The 19943-nt window shown below is 69.5% G+C and carries 18 protein-coding genes and 1 pseudogene; 7 read left to right on the top strand and 12 right to left on the bottom strand.

Annotated features, from left to right (window positions below):
• A pseudogene (locus CEK66_RS19440) lies at positions 1-241 on the bottom strand (hypothetical protein); the annotation flags it as partial.
• A 10-nt stretch (positions 242-251) separates the two neighbouring features.
• Between CEK66_RS19440 and CEK66_RS19435 the strand changes: the two are divergent.
• Entirely contained in the window at positions 252-1319 is a 1068-nt protein-coding gene (locus CEK66_RS19435; protein ID WP_343193466.1) for an MFS transporter, read from the top strand.
• Positions 1320-1420: 101 nt separating this feature from the next.
• On the opposite strand, the gene CEK66_RS19430 is transcribed toward CEK66_RS19435, so the two are convergent.
• Complete coding sequence (locus tag CEK66_RS19430) at positions 1421-2542, bottom strand: ROK family protein (protein WP_152237997.1); 1122 nt, start codon at positions 2540-2542, stop codon at positions 1421-1423.
• A 113-nt stretch (positions 2543-2655) separates the two neighbouring features.
• Here CEK66_RS19430 and CEK66_RS19425 point away from each other — a divergent pair, with 113 nt between their 5' ends.
• From CEK66_RS19425 to CEK66_RS19400, 6 genes are all read left to right on the top strand, one after another.
• Complete coding sequence (locus CEK66_RS19425) at positions 2656-5154, top strand: TonB-dependent receptor (protein WP_152237996.1); 2499 nt, start codon at positions 2656-2658, stop codon at positions 5152-5154.
• Between the two features lie 23 nt (positions 5155-5177).
• Complete coding sequence (locus tag CEK66_RS19420) at positions 5178-6074, top strand: glycerophosphodiester phosphodiesterase family protein (RefSeq protein ID WP_152237995.1); 897 nt, start codon at positions 5178-5180, stop codon at positions 6072-6074.
• A gap of 209 nt (positions 6075-6283) precedes the next feature.
• Positions 6284-7441 (top strand): glycerophosphodiester phosphodiesterase family protein, encoded by a 1158-nt coding sequence (locus CEK66_RS19415; RefSeq protein ID WP_152237994.1) that lies wholly within the window; start codon positions 6284-6286, stop codon positions 7439-7441.
• 89 nt (positions 7442-7530) lie between these two features.
• A complete protein-coding gene (locus CEK66_RS19410) occupies positions 7531-9021 on the top strand; it encodes a hypothetical protein (RefSeq protein WP_226978693.1) in 1491 nt (496 codons plus the stop codon).
• 299 nt (positions 9022-9320) lie between these two features.
• Entirely contained in the window at positions 9321-9782 is a 462-nt protein-coding gene (locus tag CEK66_RS19405) for a cell wall hydrolase (protein WP_019797714.1), read from the top strand.
• Positions 9783-9904: 122 nt separating this feature from the next.
• Positions 9905-10513, top strand: a complete 609-nt coding sequence (locus CEK66_RS19400; RefSeq protein ID WP_152237993.1) for a glutathione binding-like protein — start codon at positions 9905-9907, stop codon at positions 10511-10513.
• Positions 10514-10562: 49 nt separating this feature from the next.
• Here CEK66_RS19400 and prpE read toward each other — a convergent pair whose 3' ends face one another.
• From prpE to CEK66_RS19350, 10 genes are all read right to left on the bottom strand, one after another.
• On the bottom strand, positions 10563-12434 hold the full coding sequence (prpE, locus tag CEK66_RS19395; protein WP_152237992.1) for a propionate--CoA ligase: 1872 nt from the start codon (positions 12432-12434) through the stop codon (positions 10563-10565).
• Between the two features lie 161 nt (positions 12435-12595).
• Entirely contained in the window at positions 12596-12787 is a 192-nt protein-coding gene (locus tag CEK66_RS19390) for a hypothetical protein (RefSeq protein ID WP_152237991.1), read from the bottom strand.
• A gap of 154 nt (positions 12788-12941) precedes the next feature.
• Complete coding sequence (locus CEK66_RS19385; RefSeq protein ID WP_152237990.1) at positions 12942-13208, bottom strand: hypothetical protein; 267 nt, start codon at positions 13206-13208, stop codon at positions 12942-12944.
• Positions 13209-13278: 70 nt separating this feature from the next.
• Complete coding sequence (locus tag CEK66_RS19380; RefSeq protein WP_152237989.1) at positions 13279-13587, bottom strand: hypothetical protein; 309 nt, start codon at positions 13585-13587, stop codon at positions 13279-13281.
• A gap of 22 nt (positions 13588-13609) precedes the next feature.
• Positions 13610-16123, bottom strand: a complete 2514-nt coding sequence (locus CEK66_RS19375) for a prolyl oligopeptidase family serine peptidase (RefSeq protein ID WP_152237988.1) — start codon at positions 16121-16123, stop codon at positions 13610-13612.
• A gap of 98 nt (positions 16124-16221) precedes the next feature.
• Positions 16222-16842 carry a glutathione transferase GstA gene (gene gstA, locus CEK66_RS19370; protein ID WP_152237987.1) on the bottom strand — a complete coding sequence of 207 codons (621 nt, stop codon included), beginning with the start codon at positions 16840-16842 and terminating at the stop codon, positions 16222-16224.
• Between the two features lie 79 nt (positions 16843-16921).
• A complete protein-coding gene (locus tag CEK66_RS19365; RefSeq protein ID WP_152237986.1) occupies positions 16922-17800 on the bottom strand; it encodes a LysR family transcriptional regulator in 879 nt (292 codons plus the stop codon).
• A gap of 69 nt (positions 17801-17869) precedes the next feature.
• Complete coding sequence (locus CEK66_RS19360) at positions 17870-18856, bottom strand: malate dehydrogenase (protein WP_026144781.1); 987 nt, start codon at positions 18854-18856, stop codon at positions 17870-17872.
• A gap of 36 nt (positions 18857-18892) precedes the next feature.
• Positions 18893-19270 (bottom strand): glutaredoxin family protein, encoded by a 378-nt coding sequence (locus CEK66_RS19355; protein WP_152237985.1) that lies wholly within the window; start codon positions 19268-19270, stop codon positions 18893-18895.
• 91 nt (positions 19271-19361) lie between these two features.
• Positions 19362-19856, bottom strand: coding sequence for a peptidylprolyl isomerase (locus CEK66_RS19350; protein WP_010340465.1), 495 nt, complete (start codon positions 19854-19856; stop codon positions 19362-19364).
• Positions 19857-19943 lie beyond the last annotated feature (87 nt).

The following is a 19943-nucleotide window of genomic DNA, read 5'->3' as shown; positions in this document are numbered from 1 at the left end:
CCCCGCGCCCCCACCCCGCACCGACCACCTGGCTGCTCCGCGTCGGCGCCGCGCCGCTGCCGGCCAGGCGGGGCGCGCTGGCGCCGTCGTGGCCCCCCCAGGGCCTCTGCGCCAGGCTCAGCAAGGTTTTCTGGGCCACGTCGCAGGCGGCGTAGGCCAGCCGGAACAGCAGGCTCACCGCCAGCACATAGCCCAGCCGCCACGGCGGCGGCAGCAAGGGTGCGGCGAACACCAGCAGCAGCGCCGGGCGCCTGCAATGGCACGGCCTGGCCGCCGCGGCGCTGGCGCTGCTGCTGGTGTTCGCCGCACCCTTGCTGCCGCCGCCGTGGCGGCTGGGCTATGTGCTGGCGGTGAGCCTGCTGTTCCGGCTGGCCTACGCCGCCTGCGACGTGGCCCAGAACACCTTGCTGAGCCTGGCGCAGTGGCCCTGGCGCGGCCACGACGGCGCCAGCGCGCTGCGCCTGGCCGGCAGCGGCGCGGCGGCGCTGCTGATCAGCAGTGTGGTCGGTGCGGTGCTGGCGCGCGGGACCGATGGCGGCAGCCTGGCGCTGCAGGCCAGCGCGGTGCTGGCGGCGGTGGCGATGCTGTGCGCCTGGCAGTTGCAGCGGGTGCTGCGCCATCACGCCACTGCGCACCCGGCCCCGGCCGACGCCACGGCCGTGATCGCGATCGACCGAGCGCCCTCGTGGCGCGCGATTCCCTGGCAGCCGCTGGCACTGATCGCAGCGGTCTCGCTGACCCTGCCCGCGTTCACCAAGCTCGCCCCGTACGTGGCTGCCTACGGTCTGCTCTCGCCCGGCTGGGGCAGCGCGGTCCTGATCGCCTATGCGCTCGGCACGGTGCTGGTGCAGCCGCTGGCCGCGCGCTGGGGCCGACAGCGCACGCCGACACAACGGCTGGCCTGGCTCGGCAGCGCCCTGTTGCTGTGCGCGCCGCTGTTCGCCCTGGCGTTGCCGGCGCAGCCACTGCTGAGCCTGGCCGCGGCCGCCTGCATCGGCGCCATCGGCGGCAGCGGCGGGCAACTGGTATGGGCCTGGCACGCGCAGTGCACCGCGACCCGGGCGGTCGCCGAGCATGCGCTGTGCTTCGCCGCACTGACCGCCGCCGCACAGGTCGCGCTGGCCGCCGGGGTGGTGCTGATCGGCGTGCTGCTGGATGCGCTGGCCTACCGCGACGGGCACTGCCTGCTGCTGTGCTGGGCGATGGCGGCCGGCCCGCTGCTGTGCGGGGCGCTATGCCTGCTGCTGGCGCTGTTGACGGGACGCCGGCGATCGCATCCGATCGGTGCCGGCCTGGCGGCGAACGCGAGCAGCGGCTGAGGCGGCGCACGGTCGACGCCACCGCGATACAACGCGGGCTAGCCGTCTGGCAAGCAACACCTGCACCGCGGCGCGACGCACTGCGCCCGCCGCTGCATGTCTCAGGCGAAAAACGCCCGCTGCAGCGGCATCAACGCCGCGCCCAGGGTCACCGCGTCGCCGACGGTGCGGGCGATGCACAGTTGCGGCAGCAGCGGCGCCAGGCCGTGCCGGTTGGGTGCGCGCGGGATGCGGATGCGCTCGATCAGGCGTGCGCCGATCGCGGCCGGCAGGCGCCCGCCGATCACGATCGCCTGCGGATCCAGCGCATAGGCCAGATACGCGCACAACTGCGAGAACGGTGCCTCGGCCATGTCCAGCCAGGCGTCCACGCCCGGGGTGTGCGCGTCGATCGCGCCGAGCATCTGCTCGACTCCGGCGTAGTCCTGGCCGGCGGCCCGCACCAGCGACAGCAGCGCGTCCAGGTTCGGATAGGCCATGCCGCCGACGGTCCAGATGCCGCCGAACTCGCCGGCATTGCCGCGGTGGCCGCGGAACAGCCGGCCATCGGCGATGATGCCGCCGCCGAAGCCGTTGGTCAGGTGCAGGTAGACGAAGTCGCGGCAGTCGCGGCCGACCCCGTACAGACTCTCGGCGACCGCCGCCGCCGCGCCATCGTTCTCGATGGTGACCGCGCAGCCCAGGGCTTCTTCCAGAATCGGCACCAGGTCCACCTGGGTCCAGTCCTCCAGCGCCGGCGGCCCGGCCATCTGCCGGCCCTGCCCGGTGAAGAACGCCGAAATCGCCATACCCATGCCGACCACCCGCGCCGGGTCCACTCCGGTCTCGGCCAGCAGCTCCGCACGGAATCGCTGCAATTGCGCCAGCACCGGCGCGCGACGCATGTCGGCCAGGCCCACGCGGCGCTGGCCGCGCACGGTGCCGGCGAAATCCACCAGCGCCAGCGCCACCACGTCGCCCATCAGGCCGATGCCGAAGGCGTAGGCGTAATCCGGCGCCAGCCGCACATCGACGCTGGGGTTGCCGCGACCCTCGGCGGCACGGGCGCTGAGCTGGACCATGTGGTCCTGCACGAAGCCCTGCAGCAGGCGCGCCACGGTGGGCTGCGACAGATCCAGGTCGCGGCTCAGCGCCGCCTGGGTCTGCACCCCGGTCTTGAACACACGGTCGAGCAATTGGCGGCCGCCGGCACTGACGCGCGGCGGGAAATCGGAATGCGGCATAGGCGGACGCAAAGCGTGATGGATGCACGAACCGCAACAACCTAGCACGTGGACATCTAAGTTTCATACATGGTAAATAGTATTAACCCCACATTCTTTTACTGGGGGTCTTCATGCGTACCGTTCATCCGCACCCGAGCCTGCTGGCACTGGCGCTCGCGTCCATCCTCGGCAGCGCCGCGACCGTCCATGCCGAGGACGCGCCAGCACCCCCGGCAGACGCCACCACCACGCTGGACCAGATCGTGGTCACCGGCACGCCGCAGGGCCAGTCGCAGAAGGACGCCCCCTTCGCGATCAGCGTGGTGTCCAAGGAACGCCTGGAGCGCAGCACCCCGAGCAGCAGCGTGGACATGCTGCGGGCGGTCCCCGGCTTCTCCGCCGAACCCTCCGGCGGCCAGGGCGGCGGCCAGAACCTCTACGTGCGCGGCCTGCCGGCGGGCGGCTGGTACTACGTGCAATACCAGGAAGACGGCCTGACCCTGTTCGACGAGCCGCAGGAAAGCTTCTTCAACGTCGACACCCTGTTCGCGCTGGACATGATGACCGAGCGCCTGGAGGTGGTGCGCGGCGGCACCTCGCCGCTGTTCGCGACCAACGCGCCGGGCGGCACGGTCAATGCCATCACCCGCCACGGCACTGCCACCCCCGAGGGCGCGGTACGCATGAGCGTCGGCAGCGACGGCTTGCGCCGCGAGGACGCCTACAGCGCCGGCCCGCTCAGCGAGAACGTGCTGTACAGCATCGGCGGCTACCACCGCAGCGACGACGGTCTGCGCCGCACCGGCTACACCGCCGACCAGGGTGGCCAGTTGCGCGGCAACCTGACCTTCCTGATGGGCGATGCGATCCTCGACGTCGACGCCAAGTACCTCAACGACCGGACCGCCTTCTACAACCCGATCCCCCTGGCCGACCCACGCAACCCGTCGCAATCGCTGTCGGCGCTGATCGATCCGCTGGACGGCACCCTGCTGTCCAACGACCTGCGCCACACCACCGCGCTGAGCTTCGACGGCAACGGCCCGCTGGCGCGCAACCTCGACCTGGCCGACGGCATCCACACCAAGGTCAAGCAACTCGGCACGCACCTGGAGTGGGATCTGGGCGACGGCCTGACCCTCAACAACCGCATGCGCTTCGTCGATGCGGAGGTGGACTACACCGCGCTGTTCTCCGGCGCCGCGCCCTACGACGCCGGCACCTACCTCAACACGCAACTCGGCCGTGCGCGCAGCGGCTTCGGCACGCGGGTGGCGCGGGTCGGCTACGTCGCCAGCCGCAACGGCGCCGCCTACGATCCAGCCGCGGCCAACGGCCTGGTGCTGGAGAGCGGCCTGTGGAATGCGCGCACGCATCTGCGCACGCTGTCCGACGACCTGCGACTGAGCAAGGCGTTCGACGACACCGTACTGGGCCAGCACACGCTCACCGCCGGCCTCAACGTGCAGCACTTCGAGTACCGCCAGGACCGCCTGCAGAACACCGTGCTGACCACGCTGCAGAACAACGCGCAGCGCCTGGACGTGCTGGCCTACGACGCCACCGGCAACGTGGTCGGCTCGGTCACCCAGAACGGCTTCGTGCGCTACGGCAACGGCGTCACCAGCGGTTTCGCCAACGGCACCTACCTGTCGCCGTACCTGTGGGATTCGGTGCGCTTCGGCCGCCTCGGCCTGGATGCCGGCGTGCGCTACACCCGCTACAACGCCAACGGCGGCGTCTACGCCACCACCACGCGCAATCTCGGCGATCCGACCACGCTCGCCGACGACAACGTCGGCGGGCTCAGCGGTGCGTTCAGTCCGCGCACCGATCATCGCCACGCCACGCAGTGGACGCTCGGCGCCGAGTTCGCGCTCACCCCGCAGTTGCAGACCTTCGCCCGCTACACCCAGTCGCAGCGCCTGCCGCGGCTGCAGAACGTCTACCAGACCCAGAACGCGGACGTCACCGACATCGACCAGGCCGAGGCCGGCCTGCGCGGCAGCTTCGGCGACACCTTCTCGTTCTCCACAGTCGGCTTCTGGAGCCGCTTCAACGATCTGTCGATCAGCGCCATCGTGCTCGACGGCAGCGGTGCGGTGCAGAGCCTGGCACTGGTCGGCAAGACCCGCACGCTGGGCCTGGAATCGGAGTTCACCTGGCGGCCGCTGCCGCTGTTCGGCATCACCGGTTCGGCCACGCTGCAGGATCCGCAGACGCGCGGTCTGAGCAACGCGACCACCGGCCTCAGCTACGGCGACCAGGACGGCAAGCAGATCTCGCGCATCCCGAAGTTCATGGCGTCGATCAGCCCGACCCTGTACTTCGACATCGACGGCCGGCCGCTGGAACTGTCGGCCACCGCCTATCGCATGGGCCAGCGCTATGTGGACTACACCAACGCCACCGCCCTGCCCGCCTACACCACCTACGACCTTGGCCTGTTCGCGCGGCTGACCGATCACCTGGAACTGCAGCTGCACGCCGCCAACGTCGGCAACGCGCTCGGCCTGACCGAAGGCAATGCGCGCGTGGACACGCTGTCCGGCCAGGGCACCGCCGACGCGATCTACGCGCGGCCGATCTTCGGCCGCAACTACAACGCGTCGCTGACCTGGAGATGGTGAGCATGCGCTTCCGGAGACTGCTGATGAGCGCCGTGCTGTCGATGCCGGTCGTGGCCATGGCGGCAACGCAGAGCCTGCCCGACCGGCTGCGCGACCCGCACGGACCGGCGCTGGTGGTGTCGCACCGCGCCTGCTGGACGTTCGCCTCGGAGAACACGCTTGACGGCATCGCCGCGTGCATCGCGCGCAGCGTGGACATGGTCGAGATCGACGTGCGCACCACCCGCGACGGCGCGCTGGTGCTGATGCACGACGAGACGGTGGACCGCACCACCGACGGACACGGCGCGGTGGCCGATCTGGAAGCGGCGCAGATCGCCGCCTTGCGCGTGCGCAGCCGGGGCGGCGGCCGCGACAGCACGCTCACCGCGCGGCATCCGCCGACGCTGGCGCAGGCGTTGGCCCTGGCGCGCGGCAAGGTCCTGGTGAACCTGGACATCAAGGCCGCGGCACTGGACCAAGTGATCGACGCGGTGGAGGCGGCCGGCGCGCAGCGCGACGTGCTGCTCAACGTGCCGCTGGACGTGCCCGACACGGTGTTGCAGCGCGCGCGCAAGGCCGACATCGCGTTGCAGGCGCTGTACCTGCAACGCGAATCGACGCTGCCGCCCGAGCAGGCCCTGCGCCGCGCTGCCAGCTTGCAGCCGGCGGTGGTGCAGCTGATGTTCGACGACCCGGTGGTGCTGGACATTGCGCAACGCGAACTGGCGCCGCACACGCGCCTGTTCGTCAACACCATGACCAACGACATCGCCAGCGGCAAACCGATGCGGCTGTCCGCGCACTACACCGACCAGCGCGCGCTGCGCGATCCGGCTGCGGTCTGGGGCGGGCTGCGCAAGCACGGCGTCAGCATGATCCAAACCGACGAGCCGTTGGCATTGCAACGCTACCTGCACGGCACGGACACGCCCCGGTAGCGGGCCTCGGTCCAAATCCCGGCGACATCACGCGGTGGCCCACGCGCGGTGTCGCCAGGAGTCCAGTTTCAGACGGGTGGCATGAAACGCCAGGACGATGCCCGTCGCTTCGAGCATTGCGCTGCAGACAACCGCGCCCATGGGCGCGGCGGTTGCCGCGCGCTGCGCTGCTTCACTTCATTCCATCAACCCCGAACGGAAGAGAGCACATGAAACTGCCCAAGAAACCCGCCAAGGTTCTCGCCCTGGCGCTGGCCTGCGCGTCGCTGGCCACGCTGTCCGGCATGGCGTCGGCCGCCAGCAACTGGAACCCGCAACATATCCTCAACGTGATGAAAGCCCCCTACCAGGGCAGCCACGCCGATGTCGTGGTGATTTCGCACCGCGGCCTGGTCGGCGACGGCTGCGCGGAAAACTCCACCTGCTCGATCCTCAGCACTTACAACAACAACATCGAAGCGATCGAACTCGATGTCAAGCAGGCCTCCGACGGCATCCTTTGGCTGTTCCACGACCAGAACGCCGGTCGCGTGGTGTATCACGAACCCGGCTTCTATATCTTCCAGCCGGCAACCAATCCGAAGGGCTGGAATCCGGACATCAGCACCCTGACCAGTCATGATCTGGTCAACTCGTTCCTGCGCGACAAGAACTTCGCCAAGACCAACGACAATCCGACCTCGCTGGCCAAGGCGCTGAACACCGTGGTGACCTACGCCAACCACATGGTGGTGGTGCTTGATCTGAAGAACCTGGATGCAGTCTCGCGCGCGGCCGACCAGGTCCATGCGTTCCGCATGGAGAACCAGGTGGTGCTGAAATTCAGCGCCTCGCTGCTGCCGAAGACGCCCAGCGAGATCACCCGCTTCACCAAGGGTGTGCCATTCGCGCCGACCATCTACGCCGGCGACATGGACAGGCTGGCCGACGGCGGCTACGTCGGCGAGTGCGGCTCGGGGCGCGGCGACACGCCGGCGTGCCGGGTCAACGCCTGGATCAACGAGGCGCGTCGCCAAAGTGGCTTCGCATGGCTGGAAATCGGCAACAAGCAGCCCCGCCGCGGCGACCCGACCGCCGAACTGCTGGCCGAGAACCAGGCGCAGAAACGCGCGATCGGCGCGTTCTCGCCGGTGCCCGAGTACCGCCTCAGCAGCCATGACGGCCAGCACTACGTGCGCAGCAACGGCACCTGCTGTGCCTCGCTGGACGACTACCTGACGCGTACCAAGTACTTCGGCAACGAGACCGCCGACGACCGTCCGGATTTCCGCGCGCAGGTCACCGCCGGCTTCACCAGCATCATCACCGACGATCCGCTCGGGGTGATTCGCGCCAACGTGCCGCGCAACACCGCGCGCTACAACTGACCACTGGATGGTCGCCCGGGGAGTGCGCTCCCCGGTCCTGCACGGCGCCCATGCGCCGTGCAGTCCGTCGCCCGCCTTCAGGAGTTCCCATGCGTTCCGCCCCACGTCCCCGCCATCTGCTTCTCGCGCTGCTGGTCGCCGGCGCCTGCGTGCCGCTGCTGCAACGCGCGGCCACCGCCCACGGCGCGCAAACCGCAGCGCCGGTTTCCCTCGCAACACACCCGCCTGCCGGTCCGGCCAGTGCGCAGACGCCGCCGTCCACTGGCGCCGATTCGATGAACGGTAGCGCCGTGCCCGGGCCAACTGCGAGTGCGGTGCTGGCCGCGGCGCAGGCGCTGCCTGCCGACTTCCAGGCCGATGTGCTGCTGCGCTTGGCTGCATCCGCCGATCTTCCAGCCGACGGCAACCGGGCCGCTGCCGCGCAACGGCTGACCCAACAGGCCGTGACACTGGCCGAGCGCGCGCAACGGCGCATGCCCGGCCTGGCCCGCGTCGGCAGCATCGACGAAGAGCACGACGACGAACTGCGCTCACCGCGCACCGCTGGTCTGGATCGGCTGACGCTGCAGGCACGCGCCGCACAACACGCCACGCCAGCGCAGGTTCAGGCGTTGTTCGCCGCGCTGCCGACGCCGCACGCCGGCAGTTGCGATGCGGACTATCTCGACGATCCCAGCCCGACCTATGCGTTGGCCAGCGCATTGCAGCCGGCGTCACCGGCAGCGCGCGCCAGCGCAATCGCCGCACGCGTGGACGCGGCGCAACACGAAACCGACACCGCCCCGGCGCTGAAGATGGCGCTCGCCGCGGCGCCGCTGGATACTGCGGGACAGGCACAGCTCGGCGACGGCCTGGTGCGCATGTTCGAACGCATCCGCGGCGACGATGCCGGTTTCACCGCCACCGAACTCAGCGTGGCCGGCGATATGCCGCTGGTGCTGCAACAGATGTCCGACAGCGCCCTGCGCGAGCGCCTGCACGCCGCCTACCGCGGCTACGTCGCCGCGCATCTTGCGCAGACGCGCTGCGCTTCCAGCGTGCTCGGCAACCACTGGCTGCTGGAACAGCGCTTCGTCGCCGAGCTGCCGGCCGAGCGCATCGTGCCGGCACCGCAGCTCCCCGCGCAGTCGATCGACGCCGATGCGATCTCGCTGATCCGCCAGGCCGGCTACAACATCCGCACGCAGTTGCTGGATCCGGCTTCCAGTGCAGGCGATGCGGCGACGGAAAAAGCATCGATCGAGTTCCTCGACCAACTCGACCACGGCGTGCTGCAGCAGACCGCCGCCAGCGACGACAGCGGCCGCGTGCAGCGCGCGCGCCTGCGCGAACTGCTGCGCTATCTCGAGTACGCGCCGGCGGGCGCGGCGCGCGACCGCGGCATGCACCTGCTCGCCACGCTGCTGAGCGGCCCGTATTACGCACGCGATCACGACACCTGGTTCGGCGATCTGCGCGTGCTCGCCGATCAGGCGCAGCGTTGGCCGGATCGCGATCAACGCCTGACGCAACTGAGCGGACACGCCGATCCGGTGGTGAAGGTGTACGCCATGCTGATGCAGCGCAAGCAGTTTCCCTGAGCCTCATGCGCCGCAGTGCGGCGTTGCACAATGCCGTCGCGCGGCCAGGCGCGACGGCATCTCGACACAGCGAGATGTGAACCCTGTCAACACTCGGGATTCAGTTGCGATTCGGGAACCGGCCCCTATCGTTCGCGCCTCTTCTCGATCCGCCCATCTTGGCGGATCCGCCGGACTTCAGATTGCCGGCACCCGGGCGGCCCGTGACAGGCCGCCTCCCCATGACGCCAAGCCGCATCGCTTGCCGCGCCATCCCGGCGCAGCGCCACGACGACGGCCCATACGGAGCAAGGAGTACGATGAAACTGGCCTGGATTCTCTGGCTCTCGCAATTGTTGCCGCAACCCGCTGCCGATTCGCTTTGCCTCAGCACCACCGTATACCTGGAAGCGCGCGACCAGACGCTGCGCGGACAACAAGCCGTCGCCGAAGTGGCGCTGCGTCGCCTGGACAGCGGCCTGTGGGGCGATTCGATGTGCCAGGTGGTCACCGCACGCAAGCAGTTCGCGCCAGGCCTGGTGAAGCCGGGCACCGAACTGAAGAACGACGACGCCTGGGCCGATGCGGTCAAGGTCGCCTTCGCCGCCGAGCGCAACTGGGCGCTGCCGCAGGGCCAGCGCAAGGAGATCGTGCCGGGCGCCAGCCACTTCGCCGCGCATGCCATCGCCAGCCCGAGTTGGCGCAATGCCTATCAGGTCGCGACCATCGGCGACCACACGTTCTATCGCGTGCAGAAGCTGCGCCCGCGCAACGCGTCCTGATCGTTCGCCACACAGGCATGTCCTGACGCAGGCGCGCGCGCCACGCATGGCGCGTCTTCATCGCCAAGCGCCCCGCGCAGCAGGTACGCTCTGCCGTCCTGACCGATGCGGAACCGCCTGCCATGAAACTCTATTCCAAGCCCGGCGCCTGTTCGCTGGCCGATCACATCGCGCTGCGCTGGGCCGGATTGCCGTTCGAACTGAAGCTGCTGGATGCCGCTGCGATGAAGGCGCCGACGTACCTGGCGATCAATCCGGCCGGCGCGGTGCCTGCGCTGCAGATGGACGACTGGGTGCTCACCCAGAACTCGGCGATCCTCAACTACATCGCCGATCTCGCGCCCGACGCGCACCTGTCCGGCGACGGCAGCCCGCGCAGCCGTGCCGAAATACAGCGCTGGCTGGCCTTCCTCAACGCCGATCTGCACCCGGCGTTTCATCCGCTGTTCGGCAGCACCCGCTATCTCGACGATGCCGCGGTGATCGCCCGCACCCAGGAACATGCACGCGAACGCGTGCGCACGCTGTACGCGCGCGTGGAAGCTGCGCTGGAACAGCAGACCTGGCTGGGCGGCGCGCGCCGTTCCATCGCCGATGCCTACCTGTTCGTCACCCTGCGCTGGGCGCGCGCGCAGCAGATCGCGCTCGGCCCCAATCTGCAGCTGCATTTCGAACGCATGTCCGCCGATCCGCAGGTGCAGGCGGCGCTGCAGGCCGAAGGCCTGAGCTAAGCGATGATGCGAACGCCGGCGCGGCTGCGCCGGCGTCGCCGGTCGCACGTCAACCGCGCAAGGCGCGACGGATTTCCTCCAGCGCGCCGGGATCGTCCAGCGTCGACAGATCGCCCGGATCGCGCTGCTCGGCCAGCGCCTGCAGCGAGCGCCGCAACAATTTGCCCGACCGCGTCTTCGGCAAGGCCTGCACCAGATACACCTGCGCCGGGCGCGCCACCGCGCCAAGACGCTGCACCACGCACTGGCGCAGTTCCTCGATCACCGCCGCCGCATCCGGCGCGACCTGCTTCAGCGTCGCGAACACCACCGGCACCTGCCCCTTCAATTCGTCATGCATGCCGATCACCGCGACCTCGGCCACGTCGGCGTGGCCGGCGATGGCTTCCTCGATCTCGCGCGTGCCCAGGCGATGTCCGGCCACGTTGATCACGTCGTCGGTGCGGCCGAGAATGAAGGTGTAGCCGTCCTCGTCGCGGATCGCCCAGTCCAGCGAGCTGTACAGCAGCGTATCGAAATGGCTGAAGTAGCTGCGCAGGAAGCGCGCGTCGTCGTTCCACACCGTGGTCATGCAGCCCGGCGGCAACGGCGGCTCGATCACCAGCACGCCCTTGCGCCCGGCCGGCACCTCGACGCCGTGCTCGTCGACGATGCGCGTGCGGTACCCAAGATTGGGAAAGCCGGGCGATCCCGGTTTCACCGGCCGCAACTCGACGCCCGGCAACAGGGTCAGCACCGGCCAGCCGGTTTCGGTCTGCCAGTAGTTGTCGATCACCGGCTTGCCCAGCGCCTCGCCGATCCACAACGCAGTCGGCTCGTCCAGCGGCTCGCCGGCCAGGAACAGATAGCGCAGCGCACTCAGGTCGCGCTCGCGCAGGTAGCGCGCCGGATGTTTCTTCAACACGCGGATCGCGGTCGGCGAGGAAAACATGGTGCGCACCCGGTACTTCTCGCACAGCGCCCACCACACGCCCGGATCCGGCTGCACCGGCAGGCCTTCGTACAGCAGCGAGGTCGCACCGACGATCAGCGGGCCGTACACGTTGTACGAATGCCCCACCGCCCAGCCCACGTCGGAGGTGGAGAACATGGTCTGCCCCGGGCCGCAGTCGAACACCGTGCGCATCGACAACGCCAGCGCCACCGCATGCCCGCCGACATCGCGCTGCACGCCCTTGGGCTTGCCGGTGGTGCCGGAGGTGTACAGCAGGTAGCTGGGCTCGTTGGATTCCAGCCACACCACCGGCACCTGCGCATCGCCGACCTCGGCACGCAGCTCGGCATAGTCGACGTCGCGCCCGGGCACGCGCGGCAGCGCCGGGTCCAGCCCGCGCGAGACGATCAGCACCGTCGGCGGCGGCGCACTGGCTTCGGCGCAGGCGGCATCGACCAGCGGCTTGTAGGGAATGCGCTTGCCGCCGCGGCTGCCGGCATCGGCGGCGATCAGCAGCTTGGGCCGCGCGTCGTCGATGCGCAGCGCCAGGTTGTGCGCGGCGAAGCCGCCGAACACCACCGAATGCACCGCGCCGATGCGCGCGCAGGCCAGCATCGCGTACACCGCCTCGGCCATGTTCGGCATGTAGATGACCACGCGGTCGCCGCGCTGCACGTCCAGCCGCTGCAGCACCGCGGCGAAGGCGTTGACCTCACGGTACAGCTGCGCATACGTGATCTCCTGAGTCTGCCCGGTTTCGCTGGACACCGCGACCAGCGCCAGTTGCGTGGCGCGTTCGGGCAGATGCCGGTCCACCGCGTTGTGGCACAGATTGGTCAGGCCGCCGACGAACCAGCGCCGGAACGGCGGCGTGTCGTACTCCAGGATCGCCTGCGGCGGCCGCTCCCAGTGGATCGCCCTGGCCTGCTCGGCCCAGAACTCTTCGGGCCGCTCGATCGAACGTCGGTACAGCGTCGCGTAGTCCATGCCGCCCCTCCCAAGGCCGGTGCACCGGCTCCGAGCATAGTCCTTCGGTGGGGAGGGCGTCGTTCCGACCTTGGTCGAAGGGGCCTAGACGGACAACGCGGATCCAGCTTCAGTGCAGCGCGCGCTGTCAGACCCTTGAACGAAGCTGCCACGACGCCGTGTCAGCTCGGGGTGTCCCTGGCGAGCCAAGCCCTCACCGGCGCCACGGTCTCAGCAAAGGTCTGGAACCGTTCTTCGCGAATGAAGTCGTCGTCGGGATACCCGAACCAGTAATGCACGGCCACGTGCTGCCCACGACGTCGCACGTCCACCGAGTGCGTCTTCTTTTCGCCGAGCGCGAACAAGAGCGGCACCGTGCCATCCCACCTGCAGTATGCGAAGTACCCTTCTGGGACCAACACGTTTACAAGTCGCTCGATCTCAACCGCGTCATCAGTGCGATGCATACAAAATTCCTTCACCACGATTCACCATTGCTGCGAGACACTTCGGCTCGGGCGCGCTTCGTCAGGCGCGCTCATCGACCGTATGCAGCAATACCAGGTTCGCGCAGTCTTCCGACTCGAGTACCCATCCTGCGGTCGGCGTGTCGACCATGATGCCTTCGCCGAACTCCGACCGAAACCACACTCTTGATGCGACGTCTTCTTCGGGTGGAAAGTCGTCGGTGCTGATGACAAAGAGCACTCGCGACGGGCGTTCGTCATTGCGCCACTTGACCAGGTCGCCACGACGAACAGGCGTCGTTGTACCGGGGTAGCAGGGACTGGACATGGCTCGCCTCACGCCTGGATCGAGCCGCGCCGCAATGCGGCGTCGGCTGGACGAATCGCCGGAGACGGACCTACTTCCCCGGCACCGTAAACGTCACCACCACATTCCCCGGCGCCTGCTCGAAGCGCGTGGCTACCGAATCCTTGCTGAGTTGCACGATCTGATCCAGGGGCTTGTGCGGCACGCCCTGGAAGTTGACCGTGACCTGGACCAGCGAACCATTGGCCCAGTTGAAGCCGACCATCGGCTTGCTGCCGACGGATTTCTCCAGGTCGGCAGCCACCTCCTGCGAATGCGCGTACGCATTCTTCATCGTGTCGACGGCGCCGCATGCGGTGAGCGCCAGCAGCACTGGCGCGCAAAGAAAACGCAATTTCATCGTGCGCTCCTAAATCGTCGAGCTATTGCTTCTGTGCCGCCTTGTCCGCCGACGCCGCAAGCGGCGGCGCCTGCTTCACATAACGATCGAACCACTCCAGCATTTCCGCCACCACGTCCTCGTTGGACTCGCGCGCGGTGTACCAGTGCGGTTCGAACGGCAGCAGCACCAGCCGCGCGGTGCCGCCGAGGCCGCGGATGGCCTGGAACATGCGCGGGGCCTGGGTGGTCTCGGTGCCGGGGTTGGCATCGTCCATGCCGTGCACCAGCAGCAGTGGTTCGTTGATCTTGTCGGCGTGGAAGAACGCCGAGGCCTGCGCGTACACCTCCGGTGCGGCCCAGAACGAGCGCCGCTCGTTCTGGAAGCCGAACGGGGTCAGGGTCTTGTTGTAGCTGCCGCTGGTGGCCACCCCGGCGCGGAACAGGTCGGTGTGCGCCAGCAGGTTGGCCGCCATCAGCGCGCCGTGGCTGTGGCCGGTGACGCCGATGCGGTCGCGGTCGACCACACCCAGCGCTACCGCCTTGTCCACCGCCGCCTGCGCGTTCTCCACCAGCTGCTGCAGGTAAGTGTCGTAGGCGGTCTTGGGATCGCCGACGATCGGGAACGCGGCGTCGTCGATGATCGCGTAGCCGGCCAGCAGCAACAGCTGGTAGGAATGCAGGCGGGTGAAGTCGCGGTCGTTGGCGCCGCTGACCTGGCCGGCCTTGGAGGCATCGGCGTAGTCCAGCGGATAGGCGTAGAGGATCGCCGGCACCCGCGTGCCTTCCTTGTAGCCGGGTGGCGTGTACAGGGTGAAGGACAGTTCCACGCCGTCCTTGCGCTTGTAGGTCACCAGCCGCTTCTTGATCTGCCGCACCACCGGGGTCGGATCGGGGAAGCGGGTCACCGGCGCCAGGGTAGAGGCGACCACCGCCTCGCCGGCTGCCGCAGCCGGCTGCGGCTGGCCCAGCGTGCGCAGGTAGACGTTCGGCGGGTCGCTCGGCGACTGCCGCCAGGTCAGCAGGCGGGTGGTGTCCTCGCCGGCAAACCCGGCGAAGGCCTCATCAACATCGGCGCCGCTGCGGAACAGACGCTGGGTCTTGCCGCTCGCCAGATCATAGCGGTCCAGGAACGGCCGGTCGCCGGCCGGGGTGGCGCCCTGCCCGCTCAGGAACAGTGCGCCGTTGTCCTCGCGCAGCACGTATTCGCCGTTGGCCAGGCGACGCAGCTCGGGCGTGCCGGGATCGGCGTAGAGGTCGTCGGTGGACAGGTCGAACAGCACCCGCCCGGCGCTGCCGGGGCGGTCCGCGTCCAGCAGCGTGGTGCGGCGCCAGTGACGGTTCTCGTCGTACTCGTCCAGCAGCGCCTGCCCGCCCTGCGCGAACCAGCTCAGGCCGGCGTAGCGCTGGGTCACCTTGGCCAGTTCGCGCGGCTTGCCGGTGAACGGTGCCGACAGGGTCAGCAGCTTGTCGCGCGCCGGCACATTGGTCTTCCAGTCGCCGCCGTCCAGCGCCTCGGCCCAGACCAGGGTGGCCGGCTGGTTGGCGCGCCAGCCGTAGGCGCGCGGCCCGGTGGGCACGCCGTGTACCGGCACGCGATCGGCCACCGGCAGGTTCGCCAGCACGCGCTCGCTGCCGTCTGCCAGGTCCAGCACCGCCACGTCGTGGGCGAAGCGGCCGTAGGTGGTGACGTAGGAGTACGGGCGCTGCAGGCGCTCCACGCGCACGTGGCGGCCGTCCGGCGCACCGTCGACCACCGAGTACACCGCCGGCTTGCCGACCGTGCGCAGCTTGCCGCTGGCGGCATCCACAGTGACCAGCTGCGCCGTGGCGTAGTAGGTGAACTGGGCCTCGTCCTCGGGACTGGACAGGGTGTCGCGAGCCTCGTAGGTACTGCTCTCGCCCTTGCCGCGGATCGCTTCCTTGACCTCCGGCCCCGGCGGCACCGCCGCCTTCACCGGCGCCGGACCGAGGTCCTGGGGCACCGCACGCACCAGCAGCGTGTCGCTGCCGCCCAGCCACTGGATCTCGCCGCCCAGTACCGGGTTGAGCTGCACGCCGTCGATGCGACGCACCGCGCCGGTGGCGACGTCGCCCAGCCACAGTTCGACGCGGTCGGCCGCGGTGTTGTTGAAGGCGAAGCGGCGCCCGTCCGGCGACCACACCGGCTGCGCCGGGCAGGCGCCGGCCGGCAGGGTCACCGCGGTCTGCTTGCCGCTGGCCACGTCGACCAGGCTGAAGCCGTCCAGGCAGGCGCGGATGCCATAGCCGTTGGACATGTCGTGGCGGGCGTGGGTGCGCGGTTCCACGCGCACTCCGGCCAGCTTCAGGTACGGCTCGGCGACGCGCGCGATCGGCGGGTAGGCCTGGCGCTCCACCAGCAACAGGGTGCGCCCGGTCGGGTCCAGCCGCGGCGTCGGATTGAGCGGGGCGCGCATCACGCCCAGCAGCGGCTCGGGCGGTTGCCGGTAACCGCTGTCGGCGGTGGCGGCGTGGGCGGCGACAGGCAACGCACTGGCGAGCGCCAGGGCGCCGATCCAGCGGAACGGCATGAGCATGGTCGAAATCCCCTTTCGAATGGCCCGGGCAACCTAGCACGGCCGCCGCGCCGCGGCCGAGCGCCGAAGGTCATGCTCTCCCCGCCAGCGCGCCGCGCTCAGGCCGGGCGCAGCGCCTGCTCGGCGGCCAGCGCCGCCGCCACGCTGGGACGCTGCGCGATGCGCGCCGCGTACGCCGCCAACGCCGGAAGCGCGTCCAGCGACAGGCCGAACCGCGGCAGCCAGCCGAGCACGGTGAACAGATAGGCATCGGCCACGCCGAAGCGCTCGCCGAGCAGGTACGGCTGCGTACACAGCATGGCCTCGGCATGGGCATAGCGCTGCAGCAGGCGGGCGGCGACCGCGCCGCGCCGCGCCGGTGCCAGCCCGGCATCGAACAGCGGCACGCTGCCGGCATGCAGTTCGCTGTTGATGAAGGCCAGCCACTCGTACAGGCGGTAGCGCGACAAGGCGTCTGCGTCCGCGGGCGGCGCCAGCGCCACCTGCGGACAGCGATCGGCCAGGTACAGCAGGATCGCCGGCCCCTCGGTCAGCACCTGGCCGTCGTCCAGCTGCAGCGCGGCCACGTAGCCTTTGGGGTTGATCGCGAGGTAATCCCCGCCCTCGTCGGTGCGCTTGCTGTGGTTGTCCAAGCGCACCAGACGGAACGGCAACTGCAGTTCGCGCAACACGATGTGCGGCGCCAGGGAACAGGCGCCAGGAGCGGCATAGAGGAGCATCGGAACGGTCTCGCAGGGGCGCCGGACAGTCGGCGCGCGCAGTGTGTGCGGCACGGCGGCCTGCGGAGAAACAAGAATGTCAGGACGGGTCAGTAGCGCCGCTAATGGCCTCGTCCAGGAACCGGCGCAGTTGCAGCGCGGCCGGCGCCGCGTGTGCAGCAGCGACCAGGGCGAAGCGGCGCTGCAGCCGCGGCTGCAACGGCAGCACCTGCACGCCGTCGCGCTCGGCCGGCAGCACCGACGTCGGCAGCAGGCTGGCGCCCGCGCCGTCGCGCACCAGGGTCCAGGCGCCGGACCAGTCGCGCACCTGCAGGCGCAGGTCGGCGATCGCCAGCCCGGCGCGTTCGGCCAGGCGCTGCGCATGCAGCCAGCAGCCGCCGGTGGCCAGTACGAACGGCAGCGTCAGCAGTTCCGCCAGGGCGATGTCGCGCGCCTGCGGACGCGCCAGTGCCGGCGGCAGCACCGCCAGCCACTCGTCCATGCCGAACACCATGGCGTCGCGCTCCGGCGCCGGATCCAGTACCACGCCCAGGTCGACCGTCCCGGCCGCCAGCCAGGCCTCGACCTCCTCGTCGCCGCCTTCCAGCCAGACCACACCCGTGTCCGGATGCGCCCGCTCGAACGCGCGCAGGCGTGGCGCCAGCCATGGCCGCGACGAGGCGAAGCCGGCGACCCGCAGCGAGGCCGCACCCGCTGCGCGCTGCGCCCTGGCCAGGGCCTGGATCTGCCCCAGCTCGGCCAGCATCGCCCTAGCATGTTCCAGCGCACGCGTCCCGAACGGGGTCGGCCGGACCCGCCCGCGCTCGCGCAGCAGCAGCGCTGCGCCCAGCACGTGCTCCATCTGCGCGATGGCCTGGCTGGCGCCGGACTGGGTGATGCCGCAGCGCGCGGCAGCGGCGCTGATGCTGCCGCACTCGACCACGGCGACGTACAGCCGCCAGTGGATCAGATTCATCATGTCGGACTCCCACAACGCGAAACGCCGGGCGGGGCCCGGCGTTCCGTGACGACGCGATCGCGTTGGCGATCAGCCCAGCAGGTGGGCCACGCCGCTGCGCTCCTCTTCCAGCTCGGCCAGGGTCTTGTCGACGTACTTCTGGCTGAAGTCGTCGATCGGCAGATCCTTGACGATGGTGTAGGCGCCGTTCTCGGTGGTGACCGGGAACCCGAAGATCACGCCTTCGGGAATGCCGTAGGAGCCATCGGACGGCACGCCCATCGTCACCCACTTGCCGTTGCTGCCCAGCACCCAGTCGCGCACGTGGTCGATGGCGGCGTTGGCGGCCGAGGCGGCCGAGGACAGGCCGCGCGCTTCGATGATCGCCGCGCCGCGCTTGCCCACGGTCGGGATGAAGGTGCCGGCATTCCATTCCTGGTCGTTGATCGCATCGGCGATGGAGGCGCCGTCGGCGGTGGCGAAGCGGTAGTCCGGGTACATGGTCGGGCTGTGGTTGCCCCACACCACCAGCTTCTCGATGCCGCCGACCGGCTTGCCGAGCTTCAGCGAGAGCTGGCTCAGCGCGCGGTTGTGGTCCAGGCGCAGCATCGCGGTGAAGTTCTTCGGGTTCAGGTCCGGCGCCGACTTCATGGCGATGTAGGCGTTGGTGTTGGCCGGGTTGCCGACCACCAGCACCTTGACGTCGCGCTTGGCCACCTTGTTCAGCGCCGCGCCCTGCGCGGTGAAGATCTTGGCGTTCTCCAGCAGCAGATCCTTGCGCTCCATGCCCGGGCCGCGCGGACGCGCGCCCACCAGCAGGGCGATGTCGGCGTCCTTGAACGCGACTTCGGCGTCGTCGGTGCCGACCATGCCGGCCAGCAGCGGGAACGCGCAGTCTTCCAGCTCCATCATCACGCCCTTCAGCGCGGCCTGGGCCTTCTCCATCGGCAGTTCCAGCAACTGCAGGATCACCGGCTGGTCCTTGCCCAGCATTTCGCCGGAGGCGATGCGGAACAGCAGGGCATAACCGATCTGGCCGGCGGCGCCGGTCACGGCAACACGAACGGGTGCTTTCATGGGGGATTCCTCTGCTAAGAAAGTGGGTGGGGTGGATCAGTAGACGCGATAGCCCAGCGGCTGCAGGTGCAGGTCCAGGGCGGCAGTGTCGTAGCCTTCGACCACATGCTGGCCGATCACGGTGATCGGCACGCCTTCCAGGCCCAACGCGGCGGCGGCCTGGCGGCCGGCCTCCTGCTCCACGTCCAGGACCGTGTAGTGGACCTGGGCGCGGGCGAAATCGGCCTGTTGCCGGCGGCAGTAGCCGCACCAGTCGGCGGCGAGCATGACGATGCCGGCCTCGCCGGTCAGCAACCGCGGGTCGCCGGCGGCCAGTGCGGCCGACGGTGTCGAGGCCGCACTGCGCCACCACGCGTGCACGCCGCCGCCGATCACGAGCAGCAGCAGGCACAACACAAGGGGGCGCATCGTCATCGGCGGTCGGGTGCGGCAATCAATCGGGAAAATGGTAGCACGCAGGTTCCGCGCGCCCGGCCGCAGGACCGGTCGCGCGGACAGCGCCGGATCAGGCGTCGAGGGTGCGGTTCCACTCGGCGACGCGGTCGGCCTTGGCCGCCAGCACCGCGTCGGCGTCGCCTTCGATGGTGATCTTGTTGATCACATCGCCCTGGGCGACGCTGTCGACCACGTCCAGGCCCTCGAGCACCTTGCCGAACACGGTGTGCTTGCCGTCCAGCCACGGGGTGGCGGTGTGGGTGATGAAGAACTGGCTGCCGTTGGTGCTGGGGCCGGCGTTGGCCATGGACAGCACGCCGCGCTCGTGGCGCACGCCGTTGTTGGTCTCGTCCTCGAAGCGGTAGCCCGGGCCGCCGCGGCCGGAGCCTTCCGGGCAACCGCCCTGGATCATGAAGTCGGCGATCACGCGGTGGAAGTTCAGCCCGTCGTAGAAGCCGCGCTTGGCCAGGTTCACGAAGTTGGCCACGGTCAGCGGGGCCTTGTCGGGATACAGCTCGATCTTGATCGGGCCGCGGGCGGTGTCGAAATGGGCGATCAGGGACATGGGATTCCTTGGAAACGGGGGCGTCATGAGGGGCGCATAGGATACACGTCGCCTCGTTCAGGCTTTGCCCGTGCCCGCCGCCGGCAC

This window comes from Xanthomonas sp. LMG 12460, from assembly GCF_009192895.1.
Classification (GTDB): Bacteria; Pseudomonadota; Gammaproteobacteria; order Xanthomonadales; family Xanthomonadaceae; genus Xanthomonas_A; species Xanthomonas_A sontii.
Note: the sequence above shows the minus strand (reverse complement) of the source record. Positions and strands in the feature narration are given on the sequence as shown.